13 protein-coding genes and 3 tRNA genes are annotated in these 14,797 nt (G+C 62.6%); 12 read left to right on the plus strand and 4 right to left on the minus strand.

The window, feature by feature from the left end; translation table 11 throughout:
* Positions 1–12: 12 nt before the first annotated feature.
* The 7 genes from lepB (at position 13) to nagZ (ending at position 6,521) form a co-directional block, all read left to right on the plus strand.
* A complete protein-coding gene (lepB, locus tag M0D66_RS06675) occupies positions 13–906 on the plus strand; it encodes a signal peptidase I (RefSeq protein WP_054036224.1) in 894 nt (297 codons plus the stop codon).
* Between the two features lie 175 nt (positions 907–1,081).
* Positions 1,082–2,329, plus strand: a complete 1,248-nt coding sequence (rnc, locus tag M0D66_RS06680) for a ribonuclease III (protein ID WP_200652971.1) — start codon at positions 1,082–1,084, stop codon at positions 2,327–2,329.
* A gap of 55 nt (positions 2,330–2,384) precedes the next feature.
* Positions 2,385–3,284 carry a GTPase Era gene (gene era, locus M0D66_RS06685; protein ID WP_200652972.1) on the plus strand — a complete coding sequence of 300 codons (900 nt, stop codon included), beginning with the start codon at positions 2,385–2,387 and terminating at the stop codon, positions 3,282–3,284.
* Complete coding sequence (recO, locus tag M0D66_RS06690; RefSeq protein ID WP_200618377.1) at positions 3,271–4,203, plus strand: DNA repair protein RecO; 933 nt, start codon at positions 3,271–3,273, stop codon at positions 4,201–4,203. Before era ends, recO begins: the two co-directional genes overlap by 14 nt.
* Positions 4,200–4,964 carry a pyridoxine 5'-phosphate synthase gene (pdxJ, locus tag M0D66_RS06695; RefSeq protein WP_200652973.1) on the plus strand — a complete coding sequence of 255 codons (765 nt, stop codon included), beginning with the start codon at positions 4,200–4,202 and terminating at the stop codon, positions 4,962–4,964. Before recO ends, pdxJ begins: the two co-directional genes overlap by 4 nt.
* 16 nt (positions 4,965–4,980) lie before the next feature.
* Positions 4,981–5,424 carry a holo-ACP synthase gene (acpS, locus tag M0D66_RS06700; RefSeq protein ID WP_200652974.1) on the plus strand — a complete coding sequence of 148 codons (444 nt, stop codon included), beginning with the start codon at positions 4,981–4,983 and terminating at the stop codon, positions 5,422–5,424.
* Positions 5,425–5,492: 68 nt separating this feature from the next.
* Entirely contained in the window at positions 5,493–6,521 is a 1,029-nt protein-coding gene (gene nagZ, locus M0D66_RS06705; protein WP_093640447.1) for a beta-N-acetylhexosaminidase, read from the plus strand.
* Between the two features lie 138 nt (positions 6,522–6,659).
* On the opposite strand, the gene M0D66_RS06710 is transcribed toward nagZ, so the two are convergent.
* The 4 genes from M0D66_RS06710 to earP form a co-directional block, all read right to left on the minus strand.
* Entirely contained in the window at positions 6,660–8,042 is a 1,383-nt protein-coding gene (locus M0D66_RS06710; protein WP_093640444.1) for a sigma-54 dependent transcriptional regulator, read from the minus strand.
* Between the two features lie 307 nt (positions 8,043–8,349).
* A complete protein-coding gene (locus M0D66_RS06715; protein ID WP_200618380.1) occupies positions 8,350–8,556 on the minus strand; it encodes a CsbD family protein in 207 nt (68 codons plus the stop codon).
* A 284-nt stretch (positions 8,557–8,840) separates the two neighbouring features.
* A complete protein-coding gene (gene efp / locus M0D66_RS06720; protein WP_093640439.1) occupies positions 8,841–9,398 on the minus strand; it encodes an elongation factor P in 558 nt (185 codons plus the stop codon).
* 278 nt (positions 9,399–9,676) lie between these two features.
* Complete coding sequence (gene earP, locus M0D66_RS06725; protein ID WP_266210379.1) at positions 9,677–10,879, minus strand: elongation factor P maturation arginine rhamnosyltransferase EarP; 1,203 nt, start codon at positions 10,877–10,879, stop codon at positions 9,677–9,679.
* A 257-nt stretch (positions 10,880–11,136) separates the two neighbouring features.
* Between earP and uvrC the strand changes: the two genes are divergently transcribed.
* The 5 genes from uvrC to M0D66_RS06750 all read left to right on the plus strand — a co-directional run bounded on the left by uvrC (position 11,137) and on the right by M0D66_RS06750 (position 14,740).
* A complete protein-coding gene (gene uvrC, locus M0D66_RS06730) occupies positions 11,137–13,341 on the plus strand; it encodes an excinuclease ABC subunit UvrC (RefSeq protein WP_200618382.1) in 2,205 nt (734 codons plus the stop codon).
* 198 nt (positions 13,342–13,539) lie between these two features.
* Positions 13,540–14,133 (plus strand): CDP-diacylglycerol--glycerol-3-phosphate 3-phosphatidyltransferase, encoded by a 594-nt coding sequence (gene pgsA, locus M0D66_RS06735; protein WP_054036235.1) that lies wholly within the window; start codon positions 13,540–13,542, stop codon positions 14,131–14,133.
* Between the two features lie 215 nt (positions 14,134–14,348).
* Positions 14,349–14,424: transfer RNA gene (locus M0D66_RS06740), tRNA-Gly, on the plus strand.
* 62 nt (positions 14,425–14,486) lie between these two features.
* Positions 14,487–14,562: transfer RNA gene (locus tag M0D66_RS06745), tRNA-Gly, on the plus strand.
* A gap of 104 nt (positions 14,563–14,666) precedes the next feature.
* Positions 14,667–14,740: transfer RNA gene (locus M0D66_RS06750), tRNA-Cys, on the plus strand.
* The last annotated feature ends 57 nt before the right edge of the window (positions 14,741–14,797 follow it).

Genomic DNA, 14,797 nt, shown 5'->3' on the forward strand with positions numbered 1-14,797 from the left:
CAACGGAACCCTATGAATTTTGCGCTGATTCTTTTTGTGCTCGTCATTTTGACGGGCGTCGCATGGGTCGCAGACAAACTGGTTTTCATGCCGCAACGGCGGCGCGCGGCGGAAGCCGTGGTCGCCGAGTTCGACCGCCAGCAGGCGCGCGTCGGCGAGCGTTTCGCCGACGAAAACGCGGCGCAAACGCGTGCCCGTCTGCGTGACGACAAGCTGCGTCAACCGTGGTGGCTCGAGTATTCGGCGAGCTTTTTCCCGGTGATTCTGGTGGTGTTCGTGGTGCGCTCGTTCGTGGTCGAGCCGTTCAAGATTCCGTCGGGTTCGATGGTGCCGACGCTGCTGGTGGGCGACTTCATCCTCGTCAATAAATTCGACTACGGCATCCGTCTGCCGATCACCAACACGAAGATCACCGAAGGCCGTCCGCTCGAGCGTGGCGACGTGGTGGTGTTTCGCTACCCGAAAGACGAATCGGTCGACTACATCAAGCGCGTGATCGGTCTGCCGGGCGACACTGTCGCTTATCAGGACAAGCAACTGACGATCAACGGCAAGCCGGTGCCGGAAACGCCGCTGCCTGACTACCTCGACGAAGAGCGTCTCGGCTACGCAAAGCAATTCGAAGAAAATCTCGACGGCCGCAAGAACGCGATTCTGAACAACCCGGCCGTGCCGCCGTTCATCGTCGGCGCGGAAGATTATCCGTATCGCGATAACTGCACGTACAACGCACGCGGCGTGATCTGCAAAGTGCCGCCTGGCAATTACTTCATGATGGGCGACAACCGCGATAACAGCGCGGACAGCCGTTACTGGGGTTTCGCGCCGGATAAAAATATTGTCGGTCGCGCGTTTTTCATCTGGATGAACTTCAGCGATCTGAAACGCATCGGCTCATTCCACTGAGCACGCATGTCTTGATCGCACAGCACGCCGCGCGGGTGGCCCACACTTAGGTCACATCAGTCGCGGCGTGTTATCACGCTACTTTAAGAATCTGCGGTAACGTCGCTTCACCACGCTTTTTCCGCTGGCCGTCCCGCGTTTTCGCCGGGGCAGGCGCCCGCGTTATACTCTGCCCATGCCCCTATCTCCGTTGGAAAGCCGTCTGCGCTACGAATTTCGCAATGCGGAATTGTTGCGCCAGGCTTTAACGCACCGCAGTCATAGCTCCACGCACAACGAACGGCTCGAGTTTCTCGGCGACTCCGTTCTAAATTGCGCGGTGGCTGCGCTTTTGTTCCAACGTTTCGGCAAACTGGACGAAGGCGACCTGTCGCGCGTCCGCGCCAATCTGGTCAAACAGCAGTCGCTTTACGAAATAGCTCAGGCCCTTAATATCTCTGAAGGCCTGCGTCTCGGTGAGGGCGAACTGCGCAGCGGCGGCTTCCGCCGTCCGTCGATCCTCGCTGACACGCTCGAAGCCGTGCTGGGCGCGGTGTTCCTCGACGGTGGGTTCGATGCCGCCCAGACGGTCATCAAGCGCCTTTACGTTCCGATTCTCGATCACATCGACCCGCGCACGCTCGGCAAGGACGCCAAGACGCTGCTGCAGGAGTATCTGCAGGGCCACAAGATCGCGTTGCCAACCTACACGGTCGTCGCGACGCATGGTGCGGCGCACAATCAGCAATTTGAAGTTGAGTGCACGGTGCCGAAACTGGACGTTAAGGTGTCCGGTTCTGGCGCGAGCCGTCGTGCGGCCGAGCAGGCCGCGGCCAAGAAGGCGCTCGACGAGGTCATGGCTGCCGCGCCCGCCGTGGTCGCCAAGCCGAAGCGTTCAAAGGGTGCCCGTGCCGCGAAGAATGCCGAGCAGGAGGTCGTGCCCGGCGTGACCGGCGTACAGGCCGCGCTCGACTTGCGCAGCCCGGATCGCAAGAGCGAACGCGGGACTGGGCGGGGTGAAACACGCTCGGCGCCGGCGGCGGAGTCCGTAGCCGAACGGCAGACCTTGACCGCGACGTCCGCGCCGCTGGCGGTGATTCGCGCCGCGCACGTGGAATACAGCGGGCAGGACAAGTCAGAGCGCGCTGAGAGAGCTGACAGGTCTGCTGACAAAGCGGCAGCCGACAAGCCCGACGCCAAATCTGCTGAAATCAGATCCGAAGCCGGGAAGCCCGTAGACGCAAAGGCTGCTGAAGCCAAGCCCGCAGACGCAAAGGGCGCAGAAGCCAAGCCAGAAGCCGTCTCCCGCAGCGCCGACAAACACCGCAGCCGTGAAACCACACCCGGCGCAGCCGTGCCCACGCCTGGCGTGCCGGCACCTATCGAACACGAACCCGGCGTAGCCGACGCGGTGCAAACCCGCGTCGCCGATGCGGGCCATTGATTTCCATCGGCGCGCCATTCCCCGCGCGTCGATCTGAACCTGCCGTAGCCCGAATATGAACGCTCCCACTCCCACTGGTTTTCGCTGCGGCATGGTCGCGATCGTTGGCCGCCCGAACGTCGGCAAATCCACGCTGATGAATGCGCTGGTCGGCCAGAAAGTCAGTATCACGTCGCGCAAGGCGCAGACCACGCGCCACCGCATCACCGGCATTCACACATTTGAAGACGCGCAGTACATCTTCGTCGACACGCCGGGTTTCCAGACCAAGCACAGCGGCGCGCTGAACCGTTCGCTCAACCGCGCGGTCACGTCCACGCTGAGTTCGGTCGACGCGATTCTGTTTGTGATTGAAGCCGGCCGCTTCGGCCCGGACGATCAGAAGGTGCTCGACCTGATTCCGCCGTCGGTACCCACGCTGCTGATCGCGAACAAGCTCGATCGCGTGTCGGATAAGGACTCGCTGTATCCGTTCATGCAGCAGGTGAGTGCGCTGCGTCAGTTCAACGAGATCGTGCCGCTGTCGGCGAAGAATGCGGACGACATCAAGCGTTTGCTGGAGACGATCAAGCCGTTCCTGCCGGAAGGCGCACCGATTTACGGCGAAGACGATCTGACCGATCGTAGCGAGCGCTTTCTTGCCGCCGAAATCCTGCGCGAAAAAGTGTTCCGCTGGACCGGCGACGAACTGCCGTACACGAGCACCGTGCTGATCGACAAGTTCGAAACCGAGGGGCGTCTGCGCCGCATTTTCGCGACCATCCTGGTGGAGCGCGATACGCAAAAAGCGATGATCATCGGCCAGAAGGGCGCCAAGCTGAAGCAGATCAGCACCGAAGCGCGCCTTGATATGGAAAAGCTGTTCGACGGCCCGGTGTATCTGGAAACCTTCATCAAGGTGAAGAGCGGCTGGGCTGACAACGAAGCCGGACTCCGTGCGTATGGGTACGAATGACGCGTGGATGACGCTGAATTCCGACGCTGACCCGGACGACTCGGCGCCGGCAGCGCCGGCACGCGAGCCGTCCAAACCGGCTCGCAGTACCAAAAAATCCTCATCGAGCGCCAAAAGCGCTCAGCGTGCTCAAAGCGGCGCTCAAGGCGCCGAAGGCGAGCCGCGCAAAGCGCCGGCGCGCCGCGCGCCTCGCACCTCCGCGTCCGATTACCGGATCGCTGAGCAACCCGCTTTTGTCCTGCACAGCTATCCGTATCGTGAGACCAGCCTGATCATCGACGTGCTGTCGCGCGATCACGGCCGTCTTGCGCTCGTCGCAAAGGGCGCGAAGCGTCCGCACTCCGCTTTGCGCGGCGTGCTGCAGACGTTCCAGCCGCTCGCCTTGTCGTGGACCGGCAAATCCGAAGTGCGCACGCTGACCGGCGCCGAATGGGTCGGCGGCATGTTGCCTTTGGCGGGCGACGCGCTGCTCTGCGGTTTCTATGTCAACGAACTGCTGGTCAAATTCTGCGCGCGCGAAGACCCGCATCCGCAACTGTTCCATCACTACGTCGTCACGATGACGCGCCTCGCGCATGACGAGCCTCCCGTGCAGGTGCTGCGTTCGTTCGAGCGCGTGCTGCTGCGGGAAACCGGTTATGCGATGGCGCTCGATCGCACCGTTGCGCGCAAAGCGGTGCAGGCCGAAGGTCGCTACGTGTTCGATCCGGAGCGCGGCGTGCGCGAAGCCTCCGACGATCTGCCCGCGCAATGGCCGGTGATTGCCGGACAGACCTTGCTCGATATGGAAAAGGACGATTACCATCGAGCGCAGACTGTGGCGCAAAGCAAAACGCTGATGCGCTTTCTGCTCAACACTTACCTTGGCGGCACGCCGCTCGCGACGCGCCAGATACTGATCGACTTGCAGAACTTATGAGCTTCTTTCTTACGTCGCCGAACGTGATTGACCTGGGCGTGAACATCGATCACGTCGCCACGCTGCGCAACGCGCGCGGCACGTCTTACCCCGATCCGATCCGCGCCGCGTTGATGGCCGAAGAGGCCGGCGCTGATGTGATCACGCTGCATCTGCGTGAAGACCGCCGCCATATCGTCGACGCCGACGTGCGCAAGCTGCGGCCGCTGTTGAAAACGCGCATGAATCTGGAATGCGCGGTCACGCAGGAAATGCTCGACATCGCGTGCGAAGTGCAGCCGCACGACACTTGCCTCGTGCCGGAAAAGCGCCAGGAACTGACGACTGAAGGCGGCCTCGACGTCGTCGGCCAGTTCGAAGCCGTGCGCGCCGCATGCAGGCAACTCGCCGAAGCGAGCTCGCGCGTGTCGCTCTTCATCGATCCGGACGAAACGCAAATCCGCGCCGCGCACGAAGCGGGCGCGCCCGTGATCGAGCTGCACACGGGCCGCTATGCCGAAGCGCACGATCCCGCCGAACAGCAGCGCGAATATGAGCGCGTGGTGCGTGCCGTCGAATTCGGCGCGACACTCGGCATCAAGGTCAATGCGGGTCACGGCCTGCACTACACCAACGTTCAGCAGATTGCCGCGATCGAAGGCATCGTCGAATTGAATATCGGTCACGCGATCGTCGCGCATGCGATCTTCGCCGGGTGGGACAACGCCGTGCGCGAGATGAAGGCGATCATGGTCGCCGCCCGTCTCGGCGCAAGTGCGTAACGCCGCGGCGCCGAACATGACAATCTACGGCATCGGTACGGATATCGTTCAGGTCAGCCGCGTGGCCGCGGTGATGACACGCACCAACGGCCGCTTCGCTGAGAAGGTGCTCGGCCCGGACGAGCTGCGCGTGTATCACGCGCGTCACGCGCGGTCGGCGGCGCGCGGACTCGCATTTCTCGCCACGCGGTTCTCGGCCAAAGAAGCCTTCTCAAAAGCGATCGGCCTCGGCATGCGTTGGCCGATGACCTGGCGCGCGCTGCAAACGCTCAACAAACCGAGCGGCGAGCCGATGGTGGTGGCATCGGGCGAACTGGCCGAATGGCTCGACGCGCGCGGCATCACGGCGCGCGTGACGATCAGCGACGAACGCGATTACGCGGTGTCGTTTGTGATTGCGGAAACCGGGGATGCGGCGCGAGGGCCGGAGCCCCCCCACGCACCCGCCAGCGACGAATAAAAATATTCTGAACGCGGCGCACGTCGGCCGTGTCTCTCTTAGCTTCAGGCTTTTTCTAGCGGAATTCGATGAAACTCACTCCCGGACCGGTAATGCTCGACGTGGTCGGCACAAGGCTGAACCACGACGACAAACGCCGCCTTGCCCATCCGATGACCGGCGGCGTGATCCTGTTCACCCGGCATTACGAGAGCCGCGCACAATTGATCGCGCTCACCGATTCGATTCGCGCGATTCGCGACGATCTGCTGATTGCCGTCGACCACGAAGGCGGCCGCGTGCAGCGCTTTCGCACCGACGGCTTCACGGTGTTGCCGGCCATGGGCAAGCTCGGTACGTTGTGGGACAGCGACGTGCTGCACGCCACGAAGGTGACGACTGCAGTCGGCTACATTCTCGCGTCTGAGTTGCGCGCGTGCGGCATCGATATGAGTTTTACGCCGGTGCTCGATCTGAATTACGGCCAGTCGCAGGTGATCGGCGATCGCTCGTTTCATCGCGACCCGCGCGTCGTGACCTTGCTGGCGAAGAGCCTCAGTCACGGCCTTGCGTTGGCCGGCATGAGCAATTGCGGCAAACATTTCCCAGGACACGGCTTCGCGCACGCGGACTCCCACGTCGCGATGCCGGTCGACGACCGTTCGCTCGATGAAATCCTGCGCGAGGACGCGGCGCCGTACGACTGGCTCGATGTGTCGCTCGGGGCGGTGCTGCCCGCCCATGTGGTTTATCCGCAGGTCGATTCGAAGCCGGCGGGCTTCTCGCGTGTCTGGCTGCAGGACATCCTGCGCAAGAAATTGCGTTTCGAAGGCGCGGTCTTCAGCGACGATCTTTCGATGGAAGCCGCGCGCCAGGGCGGCACGCTGACCGAAGGCGCGACCGCCGCACTGCAGGCCGGCTGCGACATGGTGCTGATCTGCAATCAGCCGGACGAAGCGGAGAAGGTGCTGGACGCGCTGCGCTTCACGCCGTCGAAGGAGTCGCAGCAGCGGCTCAAGCGCATGCGGCCGCGCGGCAAGGCGCTCAAGTGGAGCAAGCTGGTCGCCGAGCCGCAGTATCTGCAAGCGCAAACTTTGTTGCGCAGTGCGTTTGCTTGAGCAATCGATAGCAGCCGCTTGCAACTGATAGAGAGCAGATCTACAACTCAAGCGGTTGCATCGAACAAAAAACGGCGCCTCTTTCAGGCGCCGTTTTTCCATTCAAGCGAGGCCTGCCGCAAAGCCGGCCTCACCCGGTCAGTTCAAACGCATCCGTTGCAGCTTGTTGTACAGCGTCTTCGGACTGATCCCCAGCAGCGACGCCGCGCGATGGCGTGTGCCGCCAACCGCATCGAGTGTTGCGCGAATCAGCATTTCCTCGACGTCCGCGAGGGGCGTGCCGACGGTGACCTGCACGCGGCTGCCGTTCAGATCGCGCCCGTTTACCGAGCCCGCTTCATCGGCGCGCAACGATTCCAGGACGTCGCCCGATGCGTGATACGCGCGGCGCACGCGATCCTGCAACTCGCGCACATTGCCCGGCCACTCGTACGAGAGGCACTCGCGCAGGAAGTTGGGTCCGACCTGCTTGGCCGTTTCCGAGGTGCCGCGCGTGATCGCTTCGTGATTCAACTCGTCGACAACGGCTTGCGCGATCAGCGTCGGATCGTCGCCGCGCTCGCGCAACGGCGGCAGCGATATCGCGGCCGCTTCGAGACGCAACGCCAAGTCTTCGTGCAGGCTGCCGTCGGCGACTGCCGCGCGCGGGTTTTTGCGCGTCGAGGCGATCAGCCGGAAGTCGGTCGCCACCTGATTCGTGCCGCCGACCCGCATGAAGGTCTGCGAATCGAGTGCGCGCAGCAGCGCTTCCTGCTGGGCGCGCGGCAACTCGGCGATTTCGTCGATGAACAGCGTACCGCCGCTGGCCTGCTCGAACAGGCCCGGCTCGCGCTGTTCGGCACCGCTGAACGCGCCGCGTTCGTGGCCGAACAGCACGCTGTCGAGCGAGCGGTGCGCCGCGACGCTGGCCGCCGTCCGGCAGTCGAACGTAATGAACGGTCCTTTCCGGCGCCGGCTCATGTCGTGCAGCGTGCGCGCGGCAAGCTGCTTGCCCGTGCCGGCTTCGCCGGAAATCAGCACGGCGGCTTCGGTCGGCGCGATATGTTCGATCGTGTCGTAGACATGCTGGATCGCACCGCTGCGGCCGAGCAGCGAGCCGAAACGACCGAGTCGGCGCAGCGACGCGCGTAGCGTCTGGACTTCTTCGGTCAGCTCGTACGGACGCGGAATCCGGGCGAGCAGGCTGCGCAGGCGCGGGATATTGACCGGTTTAAGCAGATAGTCCCAAATGCCGTGCCGCAGACCCTCGATCGCGCTCTCGACCGTCGCGTTGCCGGTCATCACGATCACGGGCAGGGCGCCGCCGGGCGGATGCGCGGGCAGGTGCTGCAACACGTCGAGCCCGCTGCCGTCCGGCAGATTCAGGTCGACCAGCACGACATCGGGGATGAAGCGCGTCAATGCGGCCCGGGCCTCGGCGATGGTGGTCGCGGTGTCGACAGAGAAGCCGTCGGCGGCGAGGATGGCGGACAGGCCTGACAGGCTATTGGGATCGTCTTCAACAATCAGGGCGTGTGGCATGGCGAGCGCTATTTTTGGATGGACGGAATACCCGATACGCCGCGCCGGTGCTCTGGCGCGCGCCACGGGCGCGATGGCTGGCCGGTACTGTCGGTCGAATGCCGGACCGCATGGGCAGCGCCTGCCGGGACGGCGGGATAGCCGCGGCCCGATTGGCATGGGCGCAGCGCAAGCCGCGGAACACGGCCTGCAAGCGGATCTGGGGCGATTCGACTCACGTAGTTCTGGTCCTTTGCTTTTCAGTGGATGCCCGCCCTGACGCGTTGTGACGCGTGGAGGGGCACCTGTATTTTCTTCATTCGACCGGTCAGAAATCCCGATGGCTGTCGAAGAAACGCCGTACCTCGAGTTCCGCTTGCTGGCGAGTCTTACCGTAGCGTTCCTGGATCAGGCCGGCCAATTTGTCGACCCGGCCTTCTGCCTTGGTCAATTCATCGTCCGTCAATTCACCCCATGCTGTCTTGGCCTTGCCGACCATTTGCTTCCACTTGCCTTCAGCGATGTCGTGATTCATGTCGCATCTCCGGAGTTGAGGGAATCAAGCCTTACTGGCCTCTATCGGAGAGAAGCATGGACTGTGCCACAGACAATTACTTAAGCTTATCAATGGTTTATTTGACGCAAGATAGGAAGGAAAGCACAACGGACAGGCATTTTTGAGAAAGGGCCGGTAAAGATTTCCACAACCATACACGGCGGCGCAAAAAAGAAAAAGCGCCCAAAGTGGGCGCTTTTTTCTTGCCAATTATTTTTCGCCGCGCCGGACTTGCTCCGCCGCGGGATTCAGGCTGCAGGCGCTTAGGCGCGGCTGCGGTACTCGTGCGTACGCGTGTCGATTTCGATCTTGTCGCCGATGTTGCAGAAGAGCGGCACTTGCAGTTCGAAACCGGTGGTCAGCTTGGCGTTCTTCAACACCTTGCCCGACGACGTATCGCCCTTGACTGCCGGTTCCGTGTAGATGATTTCACGGACCAGCGTGGTCGGCAGTTCGACGGAAATGGCTTTCTCGTTGTAGAAAACGACTTCGCAAGCCATGCCGTCTTCGAGGTAATGGAGGGCGTCGCCCATCATTTCACCTTCGACTTCGAACTGGTTGTAGTCGGCGTCCATGAACACGTACATCGGGTCAGCGAAGTACGAGTACGTGACTTCCTTGCGTTCCAGCACGACGACGTCGAACTTGTCGTCAGCCTTGTACACGCTTTCCATGCCTGCGCCACTCAGCAGGTTCTTGAACTTCATCTTGACGACGGCGGAGTTGCGGCCCGATTTGTTGTATTCGGCCTTTTGCACGACCATCGCGTCTGCGCCGATCATGACTACGTTGCCGGTGCGGAGTTCCTGTGCGGTCTTCATAAAACTGTCCTGTACGAAATAAGTAGCTTCAACTTTTGCTCAACGGCATACGGCGCAAGCGGATTGGCCTGCCGGGTTTGCCTTGCGAATTGGTCTGGCCCGTGGGTCTAGCCCCTGAGTTTGGTCCCTGAGTCTGGCCCTTGAGTCTTGCTCCGTTATCCGGGCGAATTTGCCAGACGAATTTGCAAGACGAGTCTGCCGGATGAATTGGTCAAACGAGTTTGCCAAACCTCGCCACGGTCGGGCCGCGCTTGCGCCGTCGGCCGTTGGATAACCGCTTATTTTAACTGAGTTTTTGCGAACAAGGCCAGATTTCCGGCGAGGTCGCCCACCTGGACCAGTTCGCCGGACCATTCGGCCGCGCGCTGCTTCAGCGCCGCGCGGTGGCGCTGGAATTCCGCCCAGTCCGGCCGGCCCGCGCCGTTCCATGCGTGCCAGAAGCGCGCGAGGGCGTCCCGCGCCTCGGTGGGCAGGGTGCGGGCGTAGTGGGCGAGCGCGGCATCGAGCTTCGGCAGATGGGCGTCGTCGGCCTGGGGGTAGATGTGCCAGACAAAGGGTTTGGCGGCCCATTGGGCGCGCACGAACGAATCTTCGCCGCGCACGAAATTGACGTCGCTGGCCCACAGGAGCGTGTCGTAACCCGGTTGCTCGGTGAAAGCGAGTGCGTGAACGCCGAGGCTGCCGCGCTCGGCGTGCGAACCGGCAGCGAATGCCGGCAACCCGAAAAAGCGCGCGACCGCGCCCGAAATGCGCCCTTCCGGCACCAGCAGAACGACCGGTTCGGCGCTGTCGCGCCATTGTTCGAGCAGGCTGTCGATGGCGGGGTTTTCGTAGGCGAACAGCGAGACGACTGTGGCTGTGGGCGGGGGCGGCGCACGGCCGGTGGTCTTGAGCCACCACGCTTCGCGCTCCGGTTGCGAGGCCTCGAAGGCCGCGCGTGCGGCGTCTAGATGCCGCTCCTTGAGTACGCCGCCGGTGCCAAGGCCGAGTCCCGGGAAAAAGAAGGTCTTGGTCAGCGGGTAGCGTGGATGCGGCGACGGTCGCAGATGGAAATCCGCGACCCAGTCCTCGGCGCTCAGGTATTCGAGGTTGAACCAGACCGGCGCTCGCTCGCGCCGCGCCATTGCGGCGACGTAGATCGGCGGCAACTCGCAGCCGAATGCCTCGATCACGACGTCAGCCACTTCGAGCGTATCGCCCGCGTGGGCCGGCTCGTGCCAGTGCTCGACGATGATGCCGCCGACTGCCTGGCGCGCGCGATCCGGCACCAGCGACGGGCACAGTTTCTGGAACGCATGCAGATCGTCGACGAACACACGCACCTGCCAGCCGTGCTCGCTTGCCAGTTGGCGCGCGAGACGCCAGCACACGCCGATATCGCCGAAATTGTCGATCACCGCGCAGAAGATGTCGCAGGCAATCCCTGTGGGCGCGGCCGCGGGTTGTTCGGAAACGGGCCTAACGGAGGAAGCGGAGGACATGGTGGCGTGGTCGCAGAGTGGAACAGGTGGCGCGGTCGGGTTCGGCAGGGTCTTGCTGGCGGGTGGCGCAAGCGGCTTCAGCCGCCGGCTTCTCCCGGAGCATCACACCATTCGATGCAGCAGGGTTCGAACGCACGCGGAATGCTCTAAACTGGCGATTCTAAAGCACTCGCCCGCGGTTCCGCGCCTCAGTGAGCACTCAGCGCGCCGCGTGTAGGCAGAGGCTTTGCGACACTGTCCCAGCCAACCGATTCTGCATGACCGAACCCGAAGCAACTGACGTTTTCGAGCCGAAAAAAGTGCTCGCCCAATTGCCGCATCTGCCCGGCGTCTATCGCTATTACGATACGCAGGGCACGGTGCTTTACGTGGGCAAGGCGCGCGATCTCAAGAAGCGCGTCTCGAGCTACTTTACGAAGACGCAACTGTCGCCGCGCATCGCGATGATGGTGACGCGCATTGCGCGCATCGAGACGACCGTCACGCGTTCCGAGGCCGAAGCGCTGCTGCTCGAAAACAACCTGATCAAGGCGCTGGCGCCGCGTTACAACATCCTGTTTCGCGACGACAAGTCGTATCCCTATCTCAAGCTGACCGGTCACAAGTTTCCGCGCATGGCGTACTACCGCGGCTCGGTGGATCGCAAGAACCAGTACTTCGGGCCGTTCCCGAGTGCGTGGGCGGTGCGCGAAAGCATCCAGATCCTGCAGCGCGTTTTTCAGTTGCGCACGTGCGAGGACTCCGTGTTCAACAACCGCACGCGGCCGTGTCTGCTGCATCAGATCGGCCGCTGCACGGCGCCGTGCGTCGCGGCGATTAGCGAAGAAGATTACGCGCGCGATGTCGCCAATGCGTCGCGCTTTCTGCTCGGCCGGCAGGGCGAGGTAATGAAGGAGCTCGAGCAGAAGATGCACGCGTTCGCGAGCGAGCTGAAGTTCGAGCAGGCCGCGGCGGTGCGCAATCAGATGAGTTCGCTGTCGACGGTGCTGCATCAGCAGGCGATTGAAGTCGGCGGCGATAGCGATGTGGATATTCTCGCGGTGGTCGCGCTCGGTGGGCGCGTGTGCGTGAATCTCGCGATGGTGCGCGGCGGGCGGCATCTGGGCGACAAGGCGTATTTTCCGTCGCACGTGGAAAGCGCATTGACGGTCGGCGAGGGCGGGCTTGAACAAGGCGGCGACGATGAACTGCTGGTCGATGTCGCGAGCGATGCTGACCTGGTGTCTGACGAGGCCGCAAACAGCATGAACACATCGTCCGATGCAGCTGACGCGCTCGCAATCGCCGGGGAGATGCCGTCCGAAGAAGATGACGACGAGGCCGATGCTGCTGTCGAGGCTGAAGGTGAAGAGGGCGATGAGATCGAGTCCGAAGTCGAGCCTTCGGCGCCACGCAAAGGCCGTGCAACCGTCGGCGGGATCGAATCTGAAGTGCTGGAGGCGTTCATCGCGCAGCACTACATCGGCAATCGCGTCCCGCCGGTGCTCGTGGTCAGCCATGCGCCGTCCACGCGCGAACTGGTCGACGTGCTGATCGAGCAAGCCGGCCACAAGGTGACGGTGCTGCGCCAGCCGCAAGGTCAACGGCGCGCATGGCTCGCAATGGCCGAGCAGAACGCGCGGCTCGCGCTCGCACGCCTGCTCTCGGAACAAGGCTCGCAGCAGGCCCGTACGCGCGCGCTCACCGACACGCTCGGCATGGAGTGCGATGACCTTGCGCATCTGCGTATCGAGTGCTTCGACATTAGCCACACGATGGGCGAGGCGACGCAGGCGTCGTGCGTGGTGTATCACCATCACAAGATGCAGTCGTCCGAATACCGGCGCTATAACATCACCGGCATTACGCCCGGCGACGACTACGCGGCAATGCGTCAGGTGCTGACGCGTCGCTACGAGAAGATGGTCGCGCAGGCGGCTGCGAACGCCGCGGACGAAGCCGCCGAATTGCAAAGCGACGCGGCCGCGGACCCGTCGCTCGCAGCGGATGCCGCGGAACCGGCTGCGGCCGGCGGCATCCTGCCCACCATTGTGTTGATCGACGGTGGCAAGGGTCAGGTTGAAATCGCGCGCCAGGTGTTTACCGAACTGGGTCTCGATACCGGCATGCTGGTCGGTGTCGCGAAGGGCGAGGGACGCAAGGTCGGTCTCGAGACCTTAATTTTCGCGGACGGCCGTGCGGCGCTCGAACTTGGCAAGGAGAGCGCGGCGCTGATGCTGGTCGCGCAAATTCGTGACGAGGCGCACCGCTTTGCGATTACCGGCATGCGCGCGAAGCGCGGCAAGACTCGCCAGACCTCTCGGCTCGAAGAGCTCGAAGGGGTAGGCGCGAAGCGGCGTCAGAGGCTATTGGCGCGCTTCGGCGGGCTGCGTGGGGTGGTTGCGGCCAGTGTCGAGGATCTGGCTAGCGTCGAAGGAATTTCGCAGGCGCTTGCTGAGCAGATCTATCGGCAATTGCACTGATCTGTTGTACGCCACGCTGCCCCAGGCGGGCAACGTGCGGCCAATGGGTCGCGCAGAAGCGCTCAGCAAGCTGCTGATAAGTGCCCGACAAACGGTGCTCCGGCGCGGCGCCTGCCAGGCCCCGCGCGCCGCTTTGCTTGTGGCAGGCCCTGTGACACGGCACAATTGCATCTCCCTTGTCAGACGCTGCGCCTGCCCATGCCGTTTAATTTCCCGATTTTCCTGACTTGGCTGCGGATCGTCCTGATTCCGCTCGTCGTCGGCGTGTTCTATTTGCCCGACATGATGATGAGCCCGGCGCACCGCAATCTGGCCGCCGCGACGATTTTCATTCTGGCGGCGCTCACCGACTGGTTCGACGGCTTTCTGGCCCGCAAATGGAATCAGACCTCGGCGTTCGGCGCGTTTCTCGATCCGGTCGCCGACAAGCTGATGGTGACGGCTGCGTTGCTGGTGCTCGTGCAACTCGCACGGATCGATTCGGCGATCGCGCTGGTGATCGTCGGGCGCGAGATCGCCATCTCGGCGTTGCGTGAATGGATGGCGCAGATCGGCGCATCGAAGAGTGTCGCGGTGAATTCGCTCGGCAAGTTCAAGACGGTGTGCCAGATGGTCGCGATTCCGATGCTGCTGTTCTACGGGCCGTTGCCGTTCGGTGGCGGGGTGTCTGTCGATACGCGCGTGTGGGGCCTGTGGCTGATCTATCTGGCCGCGTTCCTGACGATCTGGTCGATGCTCTATTACATGAAACTCGCGTGGCCGCAGATCCGCGAACGGAGTGGCGTCGCCTGATTGGAAAACGTTCGGGGCGCGATGCCCGAGCGGCTGAAGCGTGCCCGAACGTCGGTCAAGCATGAGTGAAATCTTTTCCGTTAAAGACATTCGCAAAAGGGGTTGACACGTTTCAGTCGTTTCTCCATAATCTCGTTTCTCCGATGCACGCAGTTTGAAGCGCGGTGGCAGTAAGAGAGTAGTTGCAGTAACAAGGCAGAAGTTAGCAGCACATTGCGGGAGTAGCTCAGTTGGTAGAGCGCAACCTTGCCAAGGTTGAGGTCGCGAGTTCGAGCCTCGTCTCCCGCTCCAAATTTTGAAGCAACGCGTTGTTTGGCGCAGTAAAAGTGCAAGGCGTTGTGAAGTAGGGCAATGCGGGAGTAGCTCAGTTGGTAGAGCGCAACCTTGCCAAGGTTGAGGTCGCGAGTTCGAGCCTCGTCTCCCGCTCCATACATAAGGGGAAGCAACGCTTCCCTTTTTGTTTGGTGGGTCAGTCCTTACGGTCGCCCGCCAGACAAATCTGAGAATCTGCAGCTAGATTCCAGTCCGCTTGCGGCGCGATAGCAAAGCGGTTATGCAGCGGCCTGCAAAGCCGTTTAGGCCGGTTCGACTCCGGCTCGCGCCTCCAGTAGTTGATGTAAAGAAAAGCCCCGACTTGTCGGGGCTTTTCTTTTTTCGGCGACGT

The organism is Paraburkholderia sp. SECH2, from assembly GCF_030464795.1.
GTDB classification, from domain to species: domain Bacteria; phylum Pseudomonadota; class Gammaproteobacteria; order Burkholderiales; family Burkholderiaceae; genus Paraburkholderia; species Paraburkholderia aspalathi.